General features: G+C 48.7%; 15 protein-coding genes. 11 read left to right on the forward strand and 4 right to left on the reverse strand.

Annotation, left to right across the window (positions count from 1 at the left end):
* Positions 1–109: 109 nt before the first annotated feature.
* Both MWU55_RS11205 and MWU55_RS11210 read left to right on the forward strand, forming a co-directional pair.
* A complete protein-coding gene (locus MWU55_RS11205; RefSeq protein ID WP_246936259.1) occupies positions 110–1,633 on the forward strand; it encodes a YfjI family protein in 1,524 nt (507 codons plus the stop codon).
* Positions 1,630–1,938, forward strand: a complete 309-nt coding sequence (locus MWU55_RS11210) for a hypothetical protein (protein ID WP_246936260.1) — start codon at positions 1,630–1,632, stop codon at positions 1,936–1,938. The genes MWU55_RS11205 and MWU55_RS11210 overlap by 4 nt, the downstream gene beginning before the upstream one ends.
* A gap of 161 nt (positions 1,939–2,099) precedes the next feature.
* On the opposite strand, the gene MWU55_RS11215 is transcribed toward MWU55_RS11210, so the two are convergent.
* The 3 genes from MWU55_RS11215 to MWU55_RS11225 form a co-directional block, all read right to left on the reverse strand.
* Positions 2,100–2,528, reverse strand: coding sequence for a hypothetical protein (locus MWU55_RS11215; RefSeq protein WP_246936261.1), 429 nt, complete (start codon positions 2,526–2,528; stop codon positions 2,100–2,102).
* 1,223 nt (positions 2,529–3,751) lie between these two features.
* On the reverse strand, positions 3,752–5,740 hold the full coding sequence (locus MWU55_RS11220; protein ID WP_246936262.1) for a toll/interleukin-1 receptor domain-containing protein: 1,989 nt from the start codon (positions 5,738–5,740) through the stop codon (positions 3,752–3,754).
* Between the two features lie 526 nt (positions 5,741–6,266).
* The gene (locus tag MWU55_RS11225) at positions 6,267–6,617 is read right to left on the reverse strand and encodes a transposase (RefSeq protein WP_246936263.1); all 351 of its coding nucleotides are present in this window, start codon (positions 6,615–6,617) and stop codon (positions 6,267–6,269) included.
* Positions 6,618–7,256: 639 nt separating this feature from the next.
* Here MWU55_RS11225 and MWU55_RS11230 point away from each other — a divergent pair.
* Genes MWU55_RS11230 through MWU55_RS11240 form a run of 3 tightly spaced genes read left to right on the forward strand, consistent with a single transcriptional unit; the run spans position 7,257 to position 12,500 of the window.
* Entirely contained in the window at positions 7,257–9,965 is a 2,709-nt protein-coding gene (locus MWU55_RS11230; protein ID WP_246936264.1) for a sensor histidine kinase, read from the forward strand.
* The gene (locus MWU55_RS11235; protein ID WP_246936265.1) at positions 9,962–11,467 is read left to right on the forward strand and encodes a hypothetical protein; all 1,506 of its coding nucleotides are present in this window, start codon (positions 9,962–9,964) and stop codon (positions 11,465–11,467) included. The genes MWU55_RS11230 and MWU55_RS11235 overlap by 4 nt, the downstream gene beginning before the upstream one ends.
* Positions 11,460–12,500, forward strand: a complete 1,041-nt coding sequence (locus MWU55_RS11240) for a DNA cytosine methyltransferase (protein ID WP_246936266.1) — start codon at positions 11,460–11,462, stop codon at positions 12,498–12,500. The genes MWU55_RS11235 and MWU55_RS11240 overlap by 8 nt, the downstream gene beginning before the upstream one ends.
* Positions 12,501–12,515: 15 nt before the next feature.
* Here MWU55_RS11240 and MWU55_RS11245 read toward each other — a convergent pair whose 3' ends face one another.
* Positions 12,516–12,824, reverse strand: a complete 309-nt coding sequence (locus MWU55_RS11245; protein WP_246936267.1) for a hypothetical protein — start codon at positions 12,822–12,824, stop codon at positions 12,516–12,518.
* A 60-nt stretch (positions 12,825–12,884) separates the two neighbouring features.
* Here MWU55_RS11245 and MWU55_RS11250 point away from each other — a divergent pair, with 60 nt between their 5' ends.
* From MWU55_RS11250 to MWU55_RS11275, 6 genes are all read left to right on the forward strand, one after another.
* Positions 12,885–14,033 carry a hypothetical protein gene (locus MWU55_RS11250; RefSeq protein ID WP_246936268.1) on the forward strand — a complete coding sequence of 383 codons (1,149 nt, stop codon included), beginning with the start codon at positions 12,885–12,887 and terminating at the stop codon, positions 14,031–14,033.
* Positions 14,034–14,337: 304 nt separating this feature from the next.
* A complete protein-coding gene (locus MWU55_RS11255; protein WP_246936269.1) occupies positions 14,338–14,802 on the forward strand; it encodes a hypothetical protein in 465 nt (154 codons plus the stop codon).
* The gene (locus MWU55_RS11260) at positions 14,803–15,441 is read left to right on the forward strand and encodes a TIR domain-containing protein (protein ID WP_246936270.1); all 639 of its coding nucleotides are present in this window, start codon (positions 14,803–14,805) and stop codon (positions 15,439–15,441) included.
* 68 nt (positions 15,442–15,509) lie between these two features.
* A complete protein-coding gene (locus MWU55_RS11265) occupies positions 15,510–16,133 on the forward strand; it encodes a toll/interleukin-1 receptor domain-containing protein (RefSeq protein WP_246936271.1) in 624 nt (207 codons plus the stop codon).
* Positions 16,130–18,844: a tetratricopeptide repeat protein gene (locus MWU55_RS11270; RefSeq protein WP_246936272.1), complete on the forward strand. Its 2,715-nt coding sequence runs from the start codon at positions 16,130–16,132 to the stop codon at positions 18,842–18,844. Before MWU55_RS11265 ends, MWU55_RS11270 begins: the two co-directional genes overlap by 4 nt.
* A 487-nt stretch (positions 18,845–19,331) precedes the next feature.
* A complete protein-coding gene (locus tag MWU55_RS11275; protein ID WP_246936273.1) occupies positions 19,332–20,861 on the forward strand; it encodes a toll/interleukin-1 receptor domain-containing protein in 1,530 nt (509 codons plus the stop codon).
* Position 20,862: the final 1 nt, after the last annotated feature.

The following is a 20,862-nucleotide window of genomic DNA, read 5'->3' on the forward strand; positions in this document are numbered from 1 at the left end:
TGGTCGAGAGTTCGCCAGACCCCGTTTCCGCAAGCGAATAACTAGGCGGTTACTATAAGAACAGGCTGAGCTCGGAGAGCTCAATTCCAAACACTATCGGAGAGAAATAATGCAGGCTTCTAAGTCGAGCAAATGGGAAAGCTATGCCTTCAAACAAAATGGGGAGGCTCCCACCCCATTGTTTGGAGAGTTGCGGGATGCCGAACCCATTCCAAGCCATGCGCTTGGTCCTTTCGCGAACCCAGTTCAAGCGATTTCGACATTAACACAAGCGCCAGATGCGATCGCGATGCAAAGCATTCTGACGGTTGCGAGCGTGGCAACTCAAGCGATTGCAGATGTGGAATCGCTTCAAGGCGTCGTGCCGTTGAGCTGTTTCTTCTTAACGGTGGCCCAATCAGGCGAACGCAAGTCTGCTTGTGACTCTTTGGCGACGTCTGAAATCGATCGTATCGACAAAGAACGCGTGCGTGTGTTCCACCGTGAAATACGAGAACATGAAGCTGAAAAGCTTGAGTTTCAGAAACGCCGGCGTCGCTCAACACCAAGTGACTTTGATGTCATCGAAACCGATCACGACAAGGAGCGCGCGGATCTCCCTCCAGAACCACCTCTATTTCCGGCTATACGAATAAGCGATCCAACGATTGAAGGGCTTTTCCGCCAGCTGGAGAACGGAACTCCATCCGTAGCTGTAATGACTGACGAAGGGGGGCAATTCTTTGGTGGGCACAGTATGAAGCGGGAGAATGCCCTGAAGACAGCTGCGGGATTCTCTAAACTTTGGGATGGAGCACCTTTGAGCCGAAGCAGAGCATCAGCAGAACCCGTCTGGCTTTGTGGAAAACGCGTCTCACTTCATCTGATGATACAACCTGGTGTTGCTCAGCACGTGGTTGGCGATCCGACGATGAAAGATCAAGGATTGCTCTCGCGGGTGCTCATCGCTTGGCCGAACAGCAAGATTGGGTCGAGGATAATCTGTAAAGATACAGCACAGAGAGAACAGCAGGATCAGGCGCAAAGGCATTTGGAGCGTTTTAACACGCGCGTCGGAGGTCTCTTGCAGTTGGAAATGCCTTTACACCTAGGAACACGCTCAGAGCTTAACCCAAAGCATCTCAAGCTATCAGGCGAGGCCCGCGTGGCTCTGGAAGTGTTTTACAATCGAGTTGAGCGCGCTTCCGGTGCGGGCGGCGCCTTCGAATACTTGTCTGGGTTTGCGGCAAAGGTCCCCGAAATGGCAGCTCGTCTCGCTGGGATTCAGAGCGTTTTTGCTGACGAAGAGGCTGACGAGGTTTCCTTGCGTGTAATGGAGAACGGCATTGCCATCATGGAATGGTATCTGTCTGAGATGCTTCGGATAACAGATACAGGGAGGCCTGATCAGAACCTATGCGACGCCGAAACCATTCGGTGTTGGCTCGAAGGCAATTGGGCTGAAGAGTTTATCGATAAACGCACACTGATGAAGAAAGGACCAGGGCACTTACGCGATGGAAATACCTTGTCGCAATGCATTCAGAAGCTTGAAGCTCACGGCTGGTTGGTTCGAGGGAGTGGGACGCAAGTCATCGATGGGGCCAATAGCAAGACATTCTGGCACGTGGTGCGTAGGGCAGGTGCCAAGTGACCAATCCAACGCACGAATTTATCAGAGCTCTTTTTGAAAACGCGGAGGAGATCGTCACCCCTCGCGGGTCTCGCTCTATTGCGGCGTCGAAGCACACCAGTCAGCGATTTGATTTGCCGCAAATGCCGCAGTTGCCGCAGGCTCACTCTCTCGCAAAGGAACCTTTGCCATTGGAGGAGGATCTGTCGGAGGAGCGGGCGGCAATCATGGAGATTGATGGCGGACTGCCGCGCGCTTTGGCTGAGTTTCTTGCGGGAAAAACAAAGAATAACGGTTCGCTGTTACTCGATTGTGTAGTTGTTTAACGTTTGGAGGGGGCGGGATAGAGGTTTTGAATGTATTCGAGTAACGATTTCATTTGTACAGATGGCTTGCCGCTATTGGTTTAAGCAACAGAGGGTTGCCCTCGCGATGGTTAATACCCATCGAGGCAACTATCCGCTGAAGAGCAAGGAGCGCATGCAAATCAAGTCTGAGCATTCTGTTGAGTACTTTGTATCTGGCGCGAGATTAGGAAGGGTCGCCATTGGTCAGGGGTAAGCGCCCAACCATCTACACCAGAATGCTGCTCTTTATGTATTCCCATTTGCTTTGCTAAACCTGCGGCAAGCGCAGAGGTGACGTATGAGTGGTTTCCATCGACGATTTGATATCCTTCTTTCACTAGATCTAAGCAAATCAGAACCGGCTTTGGGTGTCCCGTTTCGATGTTTTTTCGTATTTGCTCCTTATCAAGGTCTCCAGACGATATGAGCTCTTCGACACGGCTGCTATCGATAGCGATCCTAGTGAGTTCTAAGTTGCTTTCAGCCCAACGTCGCATGGTGTCCACATCAAGCCAGCGTTCGTTTCCATCGTCGTCTGTGTAAACGTAAACTTGGGTTTTTGTGCGCATCGAAAAACTTCCTGCTAACTTCAACTATGACCTTGCTTTCGTCTCTAGTGCCTTACACAACTATAGGAAGAATATGCAATAAATACTCGTCGTAGGGCTCGGGGTTTCTTGCAATTTGGAGAGAGGCATAGAGATCGTGCCCAACCTTGGCTTTATCGATGGCGCTGATTGAGTACTGAACTTATCAAGTTCAGTCGAAGGATCGTTTGGCGCAGTACGGCTGACGGCTGCCGCTGCTTTCTAGCGGGTCCTTCTGAGCGACCCTCTGCATGCGGGTATTTCGCGCCCCATGGTCTCCGTTTCTCATTGGATTAAATCCGGGTTGAGATTGAGGTTATTGTTGTTGTCTCTATCAAATGTGCCCCTTCTTTGTTTAGCGCTTTTCAGCGCTTGTGTGGGTGACAGCCTAATCAGTTGACATGGTGCAATTAGAAGCGGCTTTTCAAACCGGTACGATTAATGGTTAAAATTGATTTAAGTGGTTCGAATTCAACAATTGGTAATTCAGGAAAGCACATTGGCATCTGAAGTTATTAGAGAGCTCCAAGCGAGTGATGATCCCGTGGCACGCGAGCTCGGGGAGGCGCTACTCAAATGGCAAGATGAAAAAGCGAGGCAAGGTTTGCCTAGATCGCTTGGATATGGACCTGTCACGGTTTGATGCCGCTCCTTTCATAGCATTTACTGCACCAAAGGAGCGGCATCAAACCGTGACAGGTCCAGTAGGAAGCGAATACCGAAAGAGAGACAAAAATGGATCAGCCAGGCCCGATCCCGTTCACGCAGAGCTGGCTAGAGGTTGGAGTGTCCTTTAGCCGAAATCTGGAAAAGGATGATGGCACAATGATCAGCCCCACCTGAGTGGAACTGTTTGACTGTTTGACGAATAACTGGCCCCTGCTCTAGTGGATCGATGGTTTCCGGGGGGAGCGGGCGCCAATCCAGAACAAAGTATCGTCGATTGGAGATACAGTGTCTCGTCCATTCTTCGATGTTGACCATGGCTTTATACAAAGGAGTACGCCCGCATCTTAGGAATTGGTGATCAAGATTTAGAGCAGATATACTTCCGATTTCAAAATATTGAAGGCAGCATTCCCTCAAGACATCATGATAGAACTTCCCGAATGCGATGAGTTTCTAAAGGACATGCTGGCGGTCAATGAGGCGTTAATCTCCAATGCCACGCAATGGATGAGGATTGTGTACGGAGAGCAAGACTATTAATTGCCCTTTCTCCATTTCATACTATGTTTTCTAATTGCATGTCCGATTTTTATAAGGCTTGACGGCTCGTAATCTTCAATTTCGGGTGTCGATTTCCCGTTCATTAATGCGCCAAGTCTTTCCCTTTCTACTCCATCAAACAAGAAAGGTAGCAGCGTTTTCTGCTCGCCGTTAAGCTGCTCAACGTGCATCGCTTCAAACTCGGACATACACCATGGGGAGCTCAAGTAATTCTCGGTAATTAATGAAATCATGAAATCAGACCATTCAATACCTCTACTTATCTCGCCATTGATGGAATCACCGCCTTCTATCTCATGATCGTCGATCCAATACTCATGACGAATGCCCTCTTTTCCCAACACAAGTGATACGGAAGAAATGACTGCGTCCCGAAGCTCTCGATCTTTCCTTGAATACGACACAAAAAGCTTCACCGTACGTCTAGATATTTCGGCGTCCCAGCTTGCTGGCCAGTCAGCTCCGTCGGAAACAATAACTGAAGGCTCAACATCCAATCGGTATGTATTTGATAGGAATGCTTCAAACGATGGGTGAAGCAGGAAGTATTTTGACCTCGGCAGGCATCCCTCCAAGCGCCAATCAAACTCGAGTGGGCTTTTGAAATGCTGGATGATGTCTCCGTCGGTATCCCTCTTCAAAACTCCAAGAAGACCGAGGTTGTAGAGCTCGCAAAATGGGTGCGCGGCACTCCCATCGAACTCTAAAGTATCAGAAATTCGTTTCAACTCGTTCAAACTTAGAATATTTCCATGAATCAGCGAAAAGAAACGGGCTCGACGCTCCTTGGAATCTAGAAACCGCAGAAAGTGCGCCATTTCTGACTCGATCTTGGTCTCCGCAATAGTACCCGACTTAAGATTAACTTCCTTTCTTAGGAGTTTTTCATATTTGTCAGGAGCAAGAGAGCGATCGCATTCTGAAGAAACACTACTCATCAAATTCAATAAGGATCTGGGCGTCCCCAAGCTGTGCCTGAAAAGGTATTCGAAAGCTTGCTCTTCGAGATATTCTCCCGTCGCTTCGCAAACTCCAAAGTTTCTTACAACACCTTTCTTCGCGGTGCCAAGAAATCCATCCAAATTCGCAACGCCTTCATAATGATGCGCAAGATGGTTGATGAGGCCTTTCAACTCCTGCTTGGAGTATTCAAGGCGCGTACTAAACGATTCAATAACTTGCTTGTTCTCGTGCTCGAAATGGTTCCATGCCTCTTGCCGAATGGATGTAAAGACACGAATATGGTTGCAGTTCACGAAAATATTGTAGGCTGCAATCGCCAACCCAGTTTGACCATTGACCCATAGATCGATCTCTCCGATTAGGGTATCAGACAGAGTTTGGTCAAAGCTGTCGATGAAAACGTAGACCGCGGAAGAAACATAGTTACTATAGAGTTGCAGAACCAAGTTCTGGACTACACTCATAAGGCGTTGCCTCGGTGTGCTTTCGAGGCTCAATAGGCAGTTCAGAATGAATGTTGGGTTTGCAAGCTTGGGGTTTTCACCTTCAAGTCTTTGGAAAATCAACTCGGAAACTTCATTGGGGATGTCCTCATTGTCTGCGATGTCTACCAACCTGAGCACATAATCGCTCCGTTCGTTCTCCACCGATTGATCTATGTTTATTAGAACTGACAGTGCGATTGAGATCTCCCAAAGGATGGCCCAATCAACCTGTTTAATCTGACCCCAGAACTTTGGACCCTTATTCATTGGGAGGGTACTTTGTCGATCAACATCGCTTCCTGAAGATCTCGGAATAAAAACCGCAGATCGACCTTTTGCAGAGTTGGAAAGTTCTGCCCTCTTCTTTCGCAATAGATGGGTTTTACCCATTCCTTTCGAGCTTAAAAGAAGCAGCTTTCGCTCACTTCCCAAATACTCGTTTACTTTTGGAGAATGGTATAGATTGTTCTCTGATATCTCTCTGAGTTGCTCTCCGGAAAAAATCCATTTTTGCATTCTGTCCACCAATAAATTTTTGTCGTGTAAAGGTGCTGTGCCGGAATTGGAACCGCTGCCGTAAGGTATTGTGAAGGTGAACGAAAATGAACGATGGCGCAAGGTTAACAGGGATTAGGTTCGGTTGGAGATACTGCAGTCGCTGTTTTGGGTGTTTCACAAGCGACGCACTACAACACAAAATCAACGAAACATCATAGCGTTCAATTAGACCAAGCCATTTTTGGGTCGGGATAATCTAACGACGGAAAGACGAACGCACCAAAGCAGCACCTAGAGTTCAAGCGCTGAACATCAACATCTCAGTATCCGGCTAAGGAATACATTGGGGACGCTGTGTCGCAGCAGAATTCTTTGTTGAAGGATTGATTTGGGTCGGCAAACAGCTTTGGTCATCTTGGGCGGAATGCTGCCCTTCGCCGCAATTGCGAGAGCAACTGGTCCGATCTCTGAATGCGGTCATTCAAAGTCTATAGACAAGTTCAGTAATCGACCTCAGAAGGCCGCGACCGCGGTCGGAATGTCCTTACTCTTGGTTGACTTCGTTCCACATCATCACACCAAGCGTCTTGCATCTCGGAGCAGGATCAGGTGATCGGTTGCTGGTACTGCTCTTGTTTGTCAACATTGCCCAGATGATCCGAGCTGATTTTTTCGCCTTCGCGACGGTGGCGAGACGGAAGGGCTTCTCGTCCAGTAACTTTGCTGTCCAGATGTCGGCCTTCTCTGGCTTGTCCTTGGCCATCAGTGCACTCGCCGTCATCCCATTGATGAGCAGCCTTCTGATATATCGCTCAACCTTCTTGGTGATCCGTCCGAGACGATCTTTGCCTCCACTGGACGTGTTGAGCGGCGTTAGGCCCAGCCAAGCCGCCAAATCGCGTCCGATCTGGAACTGTTTGTATCGCCGATGGTGGCGACCATATTCTCCAAGGCCGCGCTTTCGAGGCGCTGGGAGAAGCTCTACACACCGTTTTGCCGGCTAAGTGGCGGAAAGCCGTCAGCTCTGTTTATGAAGCTGCTCGCCGCCAGCTATCAACTTTGGATGCTACCGAACAAAGTGCACCCAAGCTGTTTGGGGGGGGGCGATCAACCCAGTAGTAAGATCAATCCAAGCGAGTGAATCCTCTCTAAGCTATATTGTGTACTTTGATGGATTGTCTTAAACAATGGTCATGGACAACCGAAAGTTGCCTTTGATCAACGGCATAGAGCACGCGGGGCAGGCTCTCAAGCAGCACAGGAAGGCAGTGGGCATGACGCAATTGGAAGTAGCGCGCCTGTCCAATGTTGCTCAGTCTTCGATATCTGACATCGAGACGGGGGCAGTGACACCTAGTCTCGAGACATACTTAAGATTGCTAAATTGCCTCGATGCGGAACTGCGCATTTGCAGCAAGGTGGATACGGGGCTTTGTTGAATGATTTATTTTAGCGACGTTCGGGCCAGTCTGGTGCTTTTGGGCGACTTGCAAACCCATTTGGCTCGGAATGATGAATTTGAGGGTCTAAATAGATGACTGAACGCAGGCCTTGTTTGGTACTTACCCAGCATCGTGAGAATCGAAGCGAGTACAATGATTTTATTGGGAAATTCTATCACTTTCCTGCCACTTCCAAGAAATCATACGCCAGCCAATTTAACGAACTGCCGTTGGAGTTTGTCTACTATGAGCCGCAGGCAGATGGGGGTAAAGGCGAGTTCTTCGGTTATGGTGTTATCGAAAAAGAGCCCTTTGAAGACAAGCAGAACCCTGAACACTTCTTTGTAGAAATTGCTTCATTTAAGCCGTTTGGGTCGCCTGTACCCCACAAGGATGAAGACGGTAAGTTAAGAGAAGCAGACAATCCTCACTACAATTATCAGAACGCGGTTCGGAAAATACCTAGCAAGCTGCTGGATGAGATCTGTCTCGACGGTAATGTCCAACTGAACTTCACCTCGGATGCCCACTTGATCCGTGTCTTAGGTGAGCAGCTAATAGCTTCCGAAAAGGTGGGGATTCTCGAGCTGATCAAGAACGCATATGATGCACACGCCACGCATTGCAAAGTGACCATCGAGAATTCTGATTTTCTGCCTCAGGATACGTCTCCCGATTACCAGTTTGGGGGCTACGAAGGGCCTGTGATCGTCATTGAGGACGATGGTATAGGCATGGACCGAAACACCATCGAAAAAGGGTGGTTGCGTCCTGCTTCAACGCTTAAGACAAATATTAAGGAACGTCTAAAACTGGAACGGGCAAAAGCTGCTGAGCGCGGAGCTCTTCCGCAGTTTGAAGGGATTGTCGCCGAAATAAAGAGGGCCAATAAAGGTCGAATTCCGCTCGGCGAAAAAGGGGTTGGTCGGTTTGCCACACATCGCCTTGGTCGGTTCTTAGAGCTGACAACAAAAACGGCAAACAATGATTATGAGTTTGTACTATCTATCGATTGGGATCAGTTTGACCGTTACTCTGATCGTGGTGTTGATCTTTCAGAGATTGGCGTCGGTCTCTCTCGCCGGCCAGAAAGTCGCGACTACGGAGATTCTGGTTCCGGCACACGAATAGTGATTTTTGGGGGGCGCGACGGCTTCCGCTGGGATCAAGAAAAGGTTTCCGACCTTAGTCGCTCGATTAATCAGTTAAGGTCTCCAAACCCCAACCCAAAGGCAGCGCAGTCCGCTTTCGAAGCCAAACTGTTAGTCCCTCAAGTTCCCGATTTAGAAGATCAGGCGCCTAGTGATCCGACACCAGTTTTCGAATTCGTTGGGCTTGTAGATGACTTCGGTAAACTCGACTACACTTTGACCTTCAAACCGCCCAAAAGCGTGCCAATGCCAGAGAGCGAGATTAGTGAAGTCTATGATCTCAAGGCCGCAAACAAAGGCTTTTGGCGAGGCCGTGAAGGCGAAAGAACCGAATGTGGGGCGTTCTTCTTAAGTCTCAATGTTTGGTACCGCGTGAGCCCGTGGATAACGGGTCCGGACAAGGACGCTTTCACTAAAAGGTTGGATCGATTTGGTGGTATCTCGATTTATCGTGATGGTATTAACGTTTTTCCTGCGGAATGGGGAGCTGACGTTGATTGGCTGCGACTTTCAAAAGAACATATCAAGAAGGGCAAGCTACTCTCCTACTATAACTTGTTTGGCAACGTCGAGATTGACCAAGCGACTAACCTGGCCTTGACCGATAAAACCAATCGTGAAGGCATGATTGAAAATGAGGCGAATGCGGATTTTGTCGAACTCATCCGCTCGGTTTTAAAAACCGTCGTTGAGAACCAGTTCATTGCTAAACGAGACGAGTACACGTCGCTTACCAAAGATGTGGTCAGGACTCCCAGTGCGCTCCGAGACTATGCAAAGCAGTCGCTTACTGTACACAAGAGCATTGATACAAATTATCCTGTGGATGAAGATCCATTTGCCATTTTGGAGACCATTGGAAAAACTCCCGAGGAGCGAGTTGACGGCCATCGTAACTTGACTCGTTCGCTTCGCAATCTCCAACAAAGCTTGGACCTGATTACCGAACAGCAAGAGATGCTGACGGAACAAGCTGGGTATGGGTTGGCAATTGGTGCTTCGATACATGAGATCAATAAAATTACTACAAGCTTCTTTTATGGCATCAACGAAGTTCTGAAAAAGAAAACGCCAGATCGAGAAAAGTTGGAACAGCTAAAGGACACGTCGTCTTCGCTGAGAAACGAGTTGAAGAGGCTTTCCCCAGTTATGGCTCTACGAGGAGAGAAACGTAGAGAGTTTCCGGTCATAAATGCGGTTGGTCTTGCGATCGACAACTATCGTAGCCGGCTCGCTAAGCGCGATATCACGATCGATTTCGACCAGACTAAGTCCTTCGATGTTTACACGCGATATGGAGCTGTCGTTCAGGTTTTTTCGAACTTGCTCGACAACGCCTGCTACTGGCTTGAGTCGGAGGATATTCGTAGGCGCAGAATTTCAATTCAAGTCGACGAGGAAAATAGATCCATTTTGTTTGCAGACGATGGGCCTGGCATCCATGAAGCGATTTTGCCGCATCTCTTCCTTGCAGGCTACAGCATGAAGGTTCCAAGGAGTGGGTTGGGGCTATATATCAGCAAGCATTACATGCAGGACATGAAAGGCGATATCTTATGCCTTGAGAGCCCGAAGTTGCGGGACGGAGAGTTCCACGGAGCTCAATTTATGTTGGATTTCAACAAAGTACCAAAAAGAAAAGTGATATGATCGGAACGAATATCTGCATCATCGACGACGGCTTCATGTTGCCAGCGGTCGATGCAAATTTACAATCTCACAGTTATTTCTCAGGAGCAGCTCTTAAGGTTCTGACTGCACAGGATTGGGACAAAGATCACCCTTTGAAAGAGCTGTGTGATACCCTTGTCGACCAACGTGACGAGAATCAAGAGCCTGTTTGGAGCGTGGCTGGCTTTCGGCTACCTGAGTTCTTTAAGCGAGCATTCGAGGAAGGAAAGTACCGATCCGACTTGATTGTGTTTGATTGGGAGTACGGTGACGAAGTAGATCAAGTGAGTGAGTTGAAGTTCATTCTCGAGAATTCTCATGCTCATGTAATCATTTTTACAGGTGCCGATAAAGATGAGGAAATTCGCGCGGTACTCGAAGAAGGGCTGAGCGAGTATTCATCTCGTATCGAGCTACTCGACAAAGAAACGGATGGCGCTAGCCAGCACCAAAAACTGAAAGAATTGCTGGAAGAGAAGCATGCCAACAACTTTTCCTTCAAGTTCGGTTCATCTCTCAGGTCATCTGTGAATAGAAGCCTCGATGGAGTGCTTCACAAATTGTCAGCCTTGGATCTCGACAAGGTAGTCAAGATACTCGCGGCTCAAGACAATGATCCGATCGATGCCGATCTAAAGGAAATGATCGGTGAAAAACTCAAAGAGAAGGTAAAGAGTAGCGACAAGTTTCGACAGCTTATTGATGAACAGGTATTATCAGAAGAGGTGTCTTCGGAACTTCTAGAAATAGTAGCGGAAGTTATCAAAACGGACATTGCGTCACTAGAGTTGGAGCATGATGGTGGTGACCCCCAAGAACTTGACGAAAACGACATAAAGATAATGGAACAGCTGTGGTCATATCGGCTGTACCATAGACCAGCAGACAATGTTGTAAGAGGCGGGGATATTATCTTGCCTAAAGACGGAGACGGGTCGGAGCTGTTTCTTGTTCTAACGCCACCCTGTGACTTGGCTAAGTTCTGGAACAAAACAGACGGAAAATTAGCTGTTGTTAAACTTGAGCTTCTGAATGATCAGAACCAAGGATTGCGGGAGCGTGCAAAACGATTCAAAAAACTTGGCGAAATAAGAAAGAAGCTTAAACCTGGTGTATCCTCATTGACTAATGGTGAACCGCTGAACGTTTTGCCGGGGCGATCATTTCTGATCCCATTAGTTCCTTTAAAAAATGACCTGGAAATCACCCTGCGTAACTACCGAGCAAATTCACACAGTCTGTCATCTATCGATGTTCCGTTGCCGGACGCTCCTGCAGAAGCATTACCCAAGGCTGCTCTTCGATATGATCATCTCGAATTTAGTAGGGTTACGAAACTGAGCGACCCGTTTTGTGGAGCCATTATCGGAGCAACTCTGTCGAATCTATCCGGCTGGGGCGTTGCAGACTATCCCAGAGAGCTTTCTGGTAAGTTTGGGCAGCACTTCTCTGAAAGCCTAAAGGACCCAGCCAATGGCTGACTTAAGATACAATAGCATAGACCTTTTCGCAGGCTGCGGTGGTCTTACGGAGGGCATGCGAAAAGCTGGCTTTCAAACAAAGGTAGCGGTTGAGCTGGAGGCGGAGCCTGCTCGCGCTTTCAGGTTGAACCATCCTGAGGCTAGCCTGATTGAGCAGGACATTCGAACGATAGACATTTCAGAAGTTAAACGGATGTTGGGGGGAGCGCCGCTGCATCTTCTTGCGGGATGCCCGCCCTGCCAAGGTTTTTCCAGTGTACGCAAGCTAAACAAAAAGGCTAGCGTTCGGGATCCGAGAAATCAGTTGGTCGTAGAGTACTTCCGTTTTGTAGAAGAGCTGAAGCCACTTACACTGATGATGGAGAATGTTCCTGGTTTGGCCGACTACTATCTGTTCAAACAGATAGTTAAGAAGCTCAAGGCTATGGGATATTGGATCGACGTCCAGGTAGTGAACGTAAAGAACTACGGTGTGCCACAAAGTCGACGACGGCTTGTAATGGTTGGATCTCGGCTGGGGGCGATCTCGGTTGCTGAAGGCTTTGAAGAGGAAACCACAGTACGTGATGCTATCTCTCACCTACCTACTCCGGAAGATACGACTGATCCCATCCACAAAATTGTTGCCAAGCACAGCGATCCCATTATGAAGCGTATTTCGCTGACACCGAAAGACGGTGGTAGTCGAAAAGACTTGCCAGCAGAATATACTTTGGACTGCCACAAAGACGAAAAGATCGGTTTCAATGATGTTTACGGCCGGTTGCGATGGGACACGATTTCCACGACTATAACTGGTGGTTGTTTGAACCCTTCAAAAGGAAGATTCCTTCACCCAGATCAAAACCGGGCTATCACGCCCCGTGAAGCAGCCCTTCTGCAATCCTTCCCAGAGGATTATGTCTTCCCTGCGGATATACGGAAACAATCTTTGGCACTGATGATTGGCAACGCACTTCCACCAGCGTTTAGTTTTGCGCAGTCTGCAAATATTGCTTCTCACCTAAGTGAGGCGGAACAAATTCCGGGTTAGCCAACTTGTTGGCAGTCACTTCAAAAACTGCCAACTTTCGACGCCCAAGCCCGTCGCGACTCCGAACAGATTATCCAATGAAATGTTTTGTTCAGAACGCTCGACCGCGCTGAGACACCGAAGAATACTGGCATCGAAAACGAAAGATTGGCCAACGTCCGCTTGCGAGAAGCTGCGCCGCTGCATTCGACGGTATTCCCAATATCCGGAGTGGGCCGCTTGACCTTTTTGGTCGAGCGGGCAATTATGTACTTGGCCTAGCGCGTAGGCCGGTGTGCCCGCCATGCGAAGCAAAGCAACGCGAATTGATTTTTTGGATACCATGCCGTTGGCAGGGTCCGATAAGCAGCGGGCACCTTTTCGGATCCAGTTCGGATATGGATCATGAAACCGACATACTACCTTAAGAAACTGAAAGAACTGTCTAAACGCTACGCGCGAGCTCAACAGGTACCTCTCCACAAAGCGCGTGATACGGTTGCTGAAGTGCTGGGCTTTTCACACTGGAACGACGTTACTAAGGCACAACGAGCCGGTTGGACCCCAACAAAGGAGCATGTCTCTGCCATTGAAAGCTTGCTCGTCGAAGCACTGCCCGGCGATGAAGCTGGTGGACCTGAATTAGGGTCATTTATTGGAGACTCAATCTTCGAGACAGATGTTCAGCACGGCACCATTGGTAAGCACGAATACACTATCTCAGTTTCAATGGGCGATGTTCATATGCATGGGACAGGTTGGCACCTTCATGTACCTGAAGCTCCAAACGGGGAACCTCGTCTAGAGATCGCAAAACAGATTGAGCATGAGGCTCCAGTCTATGAAACGACATTTCAGCAAGAAGCGCTCAACATCGCAGTCAAGCGTGCAGAACAGGTTCGTGCGGGGATCGCATCAGATTGGCCAAGACGTTCCACCAAGCCTGACAAAGACGGTCGAGTCCGTCATCCCATTAACGGTGCTGAGTCAGATAAGTGGTTCTGCTTGCATTGCGATACTTCGATAACTGGTGAACAGATCGCCAAGAGTCTTTGGCATTGCCCACGTTGCGACGCCTCTCCGCTTAACATCTTCAACACTCCCTGGTGGCTTGAAGAACAAGATACACAGCCGGAACCAATTGCTGACAAAGAGATACATGGTAGGCCCGAGCTAGTGGTCGATGTTGCTGATACACGGCTGAAGCTGGAGCTCGATTCAGAAAAGGTGACTTTATTGATACGAAGCGCTCTCGTCGAGGATGCCTTGAATGTAAGCGAGCGCTTGGGGGCATTATTCGCAGATATCTTCGTCCATGATGACAACGATGTATCTATCACCTTCGATGAAGACCTTTGGCCGGAGAACAAGGAACCTATTTCTGCACTCGCGGTTGCAGCACATCTCGGGATAAATGTTGATCAACATGTAGGTCTGCGGGAATTGCCCTTTGCTTGGCCCGGGTTGGGTGAGCACACTAAATGCACCGTTGAGTACACGGAAATGATGCTCAAAGCCTACGCCAGCCAACGGGCTGACAAAGATGTCGAATGAATAACGACCACTAGATTGGAGGTTGCGGGGAGTGTCTCCGCAACCTGCGACAAGTGAGTTCGATGATCCTCAGGTTTGCAACTGCAGCGAATGGCGGCTATTTGAGCTGCGAACGCAGCATCGTGAGGGTAAGATGAAAGCCCGGAAAAGGCCATTCGCTTCATTAGAAAAAGGGCGGAAGGCGGTAATTCGCTGCGAAAGCAAGATGATAGTGGCTTAGAAGCGGAGCAGTTGTAGTCTTTCGCAGATTTTGCTGGAAGTCTCAGTTTGCAGGAGTAGTATCAATATTGATTGCACGCCAGAATTGAAACAATACTTAAAGCTCTTGAGAAAAATGGGAAATGTAGAAGGCCACGACGAGAGTGTTCGGATTGCTCACCTAACAATGCTGCAAGGCGTGATAACCAGGATGGGGGCAAACTCGTTTACCCTCAAAGCACTTGCCGCAACGTTTGGGAGCGCAGCTGTTGCCGTATTAGCCACTGTCGAAACACCCTCGCCATACTATGCTGTTGCAGCCACATTTCCGATGATCATCTTTTGGCTCATGGACGCACAGTATTTGCGCCTCGAGCGGGCCTATCGGAAGCTCTATGATCATGTCCGGAAGGGAGAAGACGTCGAAGCCTATTCCCTTGAGGCAACCCCGTTCATGAAGGATACGTCTTCAGTTCTTCAGCTGGCGCTTTCGTGGTCGGTGAGCTGGTTTTATATGGCGATTTTCCTGTCTTTGGGTGCGGTCGCCTCGTTGATTTTTTGCGGGGTTTGAATGGCTAGTTTTTTCGGGGCTACGCCCTTTCAAACCGTCAAGCGCAGGGTCTTCTTTTCATTCCATTACCAAAACGACATTTGGAAGGTGAACCAGGTTCGAAACTCGTGGCGATACAACCATGAAAACACGCGCGAGTCGGAAGGCTTCTTTGATGGAAGTATTTGGGAGAGCTCCAGGCGAACAGGGCCAGATGCTCTCAAAAGCCTTATCCGCGAGGAGATAAAAAATACTTCCGTGACTTGCGTTCTTGTCGGAGCTGAAACCTACGAGCGTCGGTGGGTTCGCTACGAGCTGGCAAGATCGGTGATCAAAGGGAACGGGTTGTTGGCTGTGAAGATTAGTCCTATGGGAAACCAGCAAGGATATGTTTCCCATGAGGGGCCTAACCCTCTCGATTACATGGGCGTCTACAACGCGGCTGGCGTGGTACGCGTAGCGGAGATCGAGAATGGAAAATGGATGAGGTATGAAGATTACACCCAGGCGGTGGATCTTCCTGCCACTTGGGTTAAGCCGCACGACACAAATGTGATTAGGTTGTCCCGCTATGCCGGATTGTATTGCTACAAGACTCAGAATGGTGGCGCCAATTTTTCGTCATGGGTGCGACAGGCTGCGGCTGATGTAGGCCGATGATTTGTTTGTCTTCATAAACTAATAGACAGTGGGGCGCAGGAATGAAAACTGGAGTCAAAATCTGAAACATGGCCGACTACGAGCACGATATATTCATTAGTTATAGGCGGTCAGATGCCGATTGGGTGCGGTGGACGCGAGACAATTTTGCGCGCGCGCTCAGCTCACTCTTACGTCCTCGATTGGGTGGCATGAGTGTGTTTTTGGACGAGACAATTGATGATGGCGCTCCGTGGCCGAACCATCTTGCCATGAGTTTGTCACGCTCCAAGGTCATGGTTGCAGTACTGAGTAGAGGCTATTTCCAGAGCGAATGGTGTCGTTTGGAACTTGCCCTTATGCACGAAAGGGAAAAAAGCGGAAACTTGAGATGCGCCGCTAACCCTTGGGGAGTGATAGTTCCCGTTACCATTGATGATGGCAATTGTTTCCCTGCTGAAGTTCAAGCAATGCAGTCCGAGCCTCTCCACTGCTTTGCAAATCCTTTCATGCGGCCAGATAGCGAGAGTCAGGAAAAGATGGCAGAGCAGATGAGAACGAAACTGTGCGACTCAATCGAAACGGCAATGGGAAAAGTGCCCCCATATAATCCTTCATGGGAGACGATTGCGCACGAGCAATTCGAAGGGGCATTCAAGATTAAAATGGAATCTCAAGTTACTCTTCCATCGCTGAGTCTGCCGATCGTATGAACCGTATTGTTACCTTTTACTCCTATAAAGGCGGTGTCGGGCGTACTTTTGCGCTAGCGAATATCGCTGTGCTGCTCGCGAAAATGGGTAAGCGCGTGTTGGTAATGGATTGGGATTTAGAGGCCCCAGGGCTGCATCGCTACTTTGAAAAATATCAAAACTTATCTGTCGATCGTCACCAAGGACTTATACATCTACTATGTGAAGTTAAGAAGAACCCAAAAGCCACGTGGCAGTCATACATCACCAAGGTCAGGATGCCAGATGGTGAGCAGATTGATCTGCTTCAAAGTGGCGATCAAGCACCAGACTACGTTGATCTTGTAGGAAGCTTTTCCTGGAACACTTTCTTTGCGGAAGGGGGCGGCGGCACTTTGTTGGATCAATGGAGAGAAGAATGGAAATCGAATTATGACTTTGTTCTGGTAGACAGCCGAACCGGCATCACCGATGCTGGCGGTGTTTGTACAATTTACCTTCCCGACATCCTAGTCCTTGCCTTTACTGCCAATGAGCAGAGCTTATCTCGGGGCATTCAAGTCGTTACGGGCGCTCAGAAAGCACGTCGAGACCTGTCCGTTCCTAGAGCACCCTTAGCGGTGCTGCCATTGCCGGGAAAATTCGATGGAAGGGATGAAGTCGATGATGCGCAGATGTGGATGGCGCGATTCGCAAAGGATCTGAAACCATTCTACGAGGATTGGCTCCCGAAGGATATGAACCCGCGAAAGATTCTGGAGCTAACGAAAATACCATATATCACAAAATTCAGCTTCGGAGAGCCCTTACCAGTTGTTACCCAGGGAACGACTGATCCAGAATTTCCAGGATTTTATCTACAGAATGTTGCAGACTTGTTGGAAAGCGATTTTCGCGGAGCGCGTCAAATCATCGATCCGGATAGTTCTGATCGATATGCTAAACTACTCCGCTCAGCATTTTCGTCCGATGGTACACTTGATGATGCGTCCATTGAACGATTGATTGATCAAGTAAAAAACGAAAACGGTAACTCTATCGAGGCTGCAGAGGCTTTGTCTGAGGGAGCTACATTTTTGTCCCGCCGACAGAGATATTTAGATGCGGAGATTTTCTTTCTTCAAGCTATTGATATTTATCATCATGTGCTTGGGCCGGATCACCCGACGTTGAACTCCACTATGCGGCGTCTTGCAGGCATGTATCGTGAAATGGGCCGTTTAGACGACGCGCTTCAATGGTATGAGCGCTCATTGGTGCAATATGAGAGAACTGGGCGTCGTGACGATCCCGCCATGTTGGCAACGTACAACAATATTGCGGGCATCCATCGGGAACTGGGCCACTTCGATGACGCGCTTTATTGGTACGAGTACTCGTTGGAGCAATCTGAAATACGGGGTCTTCGCGACGATCCAGCTATTTTAGCAACTTACAACAACATCGCGGGTATCCATCGTGAAATGGGCCGTTTGGAAGATGCGCTTCAATGGTATCGGCGCTCTTTGGAGCATTCTGAGATTGGGGGGCGAAGCGGCGATCGAGCCATATTAGCAACGTACAACAACATCGCGGGTATCTATCGTGAAATGGGCCGTTTGGAAGATGCGCTTCAATGGTACCGGCACTCGTTGGAGCAATCTGAGATACGGGGTCGTCGCGACGATCCAGCCATTTTTGCGACGTACAACAACATCGCGGGTATCCATCGTGAAATGGGCCAATTTGAAGATGCGCTTCAATGGTACCAGCGCTCGTTGGAGCAATCTAAGATGGGGGGGCGAAGCGACGATCCAGTTATGTTGGCAACGTACAACAATATCGCGGATACTTGTCGTGAGATGGGTCGACTAGACGACGCGCTCGAATGGTATAAGCGCGCACTTTTAGTATTCGAAGAGCAGTCTCACTCGAACTCGATGGTGAGTAGGTCGAGCACCCATTTTTCGGTCTTGATAGCTCAGAACAACATTGCGAAGACATATCATGAGATGGGCCGCTTGGATGACGCACTTGAGTGGTATGAGCGACCTTTGTCACGAAGAGATCTGCGTGATTCACCTGCGATTGTTATGCAACTGATGACTGTCGCAGGAATCCTACTCGAAAAAGGCGATGTCCAAAAGGCGGAGATAATTCTTCTTGACGCATTCATGTCGGCTGTTAAGGAGCGATGGCCAGAAGGCTACGTCTTCCCTGACAACACCAAAAGGGACTTAGCAACACTTTTGGCAGTAGTTGGGAGAGAAAAAGAAGCCCTAACACTCACCAGAGATTTGCGATTTGACGTCTTCATTTCGTATAACCACAAGGACTCGAAGTTCGTCCGTGAACTCGCGCACAGGGTTGAAAGTAGGGGTGTTAAGGTTTGGTTAGACCAGTGGAGTTTACAACCTGGAAGCAGAGTTCAAGAAGCAGTAGCTGACGTGTTGAGTACGATATCGTCGATTTTGTACTGTGTTGGAAGTTCGCCATCACCTGAGGCATCTAAGTATCTAGACGATATTCTAGACCATAAAGACCCTCAGGATCCTTTGATAATTCCAGTCCTATTGCCAGGTGCGAATTTGGATTGGATGCCAGATTCTCTGCACAATATTCAATTTATTGATCTCCAAGACGGCATCTCGGAAGTCAGTGTTGATCGGATCGTTTCAGAAATACTGCGAAAGAAATCAGAAGCTGACAATGTTTTTAAGAGTAGAACCCAGGGGCAAAGAACAAGGCATTGAATTGGTTTGCTGTTTTGAGGAAAACCGATTGTCTTTTCGTGTAGATAGAACCTTGAATTCATAAAGCCTTTAAATTGGCATTTGCAGTGAACGGCTGATCTAACGGTCTGCACTGCAGTGGACAAAGCTTATGATCAACGGCAGTTCCTGGCTAGACTCGTCCTAATCTTGCTTCTGACTAGAGTAGAGTCTGCGCTGCATTTGATATCGGCTACGATTCCCAGGTTCGGTGCGCTATGTACCGTGACATTGCCTGGTTTCGGAACCAAGGACTGGCGCCGGAAATTCGCCCTCTAAGGCATTAGGACTACCACGAAAGTACGTGGCGCGAGATTTAAGCAAGTTCACGCAGAAATGGCATTGTGTGCGTTGGGATGCCGCCCCAAAGTTGAAATGAAACAAGATTTGAGATAGTACTCGACTATTACATAGTGGAATCTGAGGGCGAGCAGTATTGTGTTTTCCTAGCCAATAAGGCCTTCCCACCATGAGAAAAGCAAAGATTTTTTGCAGTTATGCGCAAGATGATATTCGAGAGTATGCCAACTTAAGAACAAGTTGGCTAGGCGAGTTATACGCCTCAATAGAACAGAATTTAGGAGCTCGTAACACTCGAAGCCCATACCAGTTTTTGCGCGACCGAGATGGTATGATCGTCGGCGGGGATATCATCCCGGACGCTGTTGCCGAAGCGATCAATAGCTGTGATCTAGCTGTCCTTTTTATGTCTGAAGCATTTGTTCTTTCAGAAGAATGCGAAAGGGAGGTTCGGCTTCTTGTGGAGTTAAACAAGACGATTATTGTCGTAGAAATTCTCAAGGATTGGCACGAAATACAGGATTCACGACTGTACGATCTCGGTGAACTATTAGGTAAAGACAAGTTAGCAATACTCTTTTGGGAAATGGATGGAGGGCATCCCAAACGACTTGCTTATCCTGTTCCCAGTATTTCCGAGAATAGAGCAGCATTCGACCAGAAGGTACACGAACTAGAGGTCGCTATACGTCATCATGCTAATCGGGTTCTGGCATCAGAAAATGAAAAGGTCGATGGCAGGAACGGCGGGGCCAGCACAATTGAAGCGCTATCCCTCCCAGAAGGTGATTCTGCTGAAAACTTCGATCTGTTTCTCGCCAGCCCTACAGCTGAAGAGGCAAAGCTCACGAACCGGCTAAAACTCGCAATCGAAGCAAAAGGATTTACTGTCGCTCATTTTGATTTGACCGACGAGAACCTAGTTAAAAACTGGTCATTTGAGGATTTGGTCGAGCTCATAAGATCCTGTAGTCACTTTGCTCAGATCGTTGGTAGTACGCCGGGGAGGCCAGATTTACTGAACTCAGGCAGGCCGTTGGTAATGGCACAATGCCAAGGAGCGCTCCGTGCAGGTAAGGTGCCACATATTCTGTTGCGCCCTTCAGTTGATCCTTCTGATTGTGACGCCGCTCATCGTGAGTTCTTGGATAACTGTGGTTATCAGTCCTCAACCGTCGAAGATTTCGAGGGGTTTCTGGTCAAGCACCTTGAGGAAGCACGGGCAAAGGCAGCGACTCTTTTGCGTCGAGGAGACATGCGCAAACACATGCCAGATGGCGAGCGTAAAGTTATTGCGATCGATTTCGATCCAAGCGACCGCGACCGGTTCGATCTTCTTGCTGACCTTCTAGGACAGCATGTTGGGATCGGTGAAAGCATTATGGATAATCCGGATCACGTTGGAATGAAGCAGGCCGTTCATGACCACGATGCCATTCTTGTAGTTTATGGTCGTCAGCCAGGCGCCCAGAAACGTGCAACAGCACATTTTCGGCAGTTCTGGAAACTCAGCGGCACCAACAGGTTGGAGGTTTGCAAGCTGGCAATTGGTGACGCTGCTCGTCGCGAGGATCCGCCTTGCCCACGTGCTCCTGGGGTGCAGCGCATCGATGTCCGCAAAGGAGTGGATGCGAAAGCTGTGTACGCTTTTCTCAACAGTCTCGGAATCGGTTCATCGCCAACTGATACTGGGGCTTGAT

The organism is Aliiroseovarius sp. F20344 (assembly GCF_023016155.1).
GTDB lineage: Bacteria > Pseudomonadota > Alphaproteobacteria > Rhodobacterales > Rhodobacteraceae > Aliiroseovarius.

Excerpts from the sequence above, each read along its gene's own strand:
- MWU55_RS11205 (WP_246936259.1), top strand. The coding sequence starts at position 110 with ATGCAGGCTTCTAAGTCGAGCAAATGGGAAAGCTATGCCTTCAAACAA.
- MWU55_RS11215 (WP_246936261.1), bottom strand. The coding sequence starts at position 2,528 with ATGCGCACAAAAACCCAAGTTTACGTTTACACAGACGACGATGGAAAC.
- MWU55_RS11220 (WP_246936262.1), bottom strand. The coding sequence starts at position 5,740 with ATGCAAAAATGGATTTTTTCCGGAGAGCAACTCAGAGAGATATCAGAG.
- MWU55_RS11230 (WP_246936264.1), top strand. The coding sequence starts at position 7,257 with ATGACTGAACGCAGGCCTTGTTTGGTACTTACCCAGCATCGTGAGAAT.
- MWU55_RS11235 (WP_246936265.1), top strand. The coding sequence starts at position 9,962 with ATGATCGGAACGAATATCTGCATCATCGACGACGGCTTCATGTTGCCA.
- MWU55_RS11240 (WP_246936266.1), top strand. The coding sequence starts at position 11,460 with ATGGCTGACTTAAGATACAATAGCATAGACCTTTTCGCAGGCTGCGGT.
- MWU55_RS11245 (WP_246936267.1), bottom strand. The coding sequence starts at position 12,824 with ATGGTATCCAAAAAATCAATTCGCGTTGCTTTGCTTCGCATGGCGGGC.
- MWU55_RS11250 (WP_246936268.1), top strand. The coding sequence starts at position 12,885 with ATGAAACCGACATACTACCTTAAGAAACTGAAAGAACTGTCTAAACGC.
- MWU55_RS11260 (WP_246936270.1), top strand. The coding sequence starts at position 14,803 with ATGGCTAGTTTTTTCGGGGCTACGCCCTTTCAAACCGTCAAGCGCAGG.
- MWU55_RS11265 (WP_246936271.1), top strand. The coding sequence starts at position 15,510 with ATGGCCGACTACGAGCACGATATATTCATTAGTTATAGGCGGTCAGAT.
- MWU55_RS11270 (WP_246936272.1), top strand. The coding sequence starts at position 16,130 with ATGAACCGTATTGTTACCTTTTACTCCTATAAAGGCGGTGTCGGGCGT.
- MWU55_RS11275 (WP_246936273.1), top strand. The coding sequence starts at position 19,332 with ATGAGAAAAGCAAAGATTTTTTGCAGTTATGCGCAAGATGATATTCGA.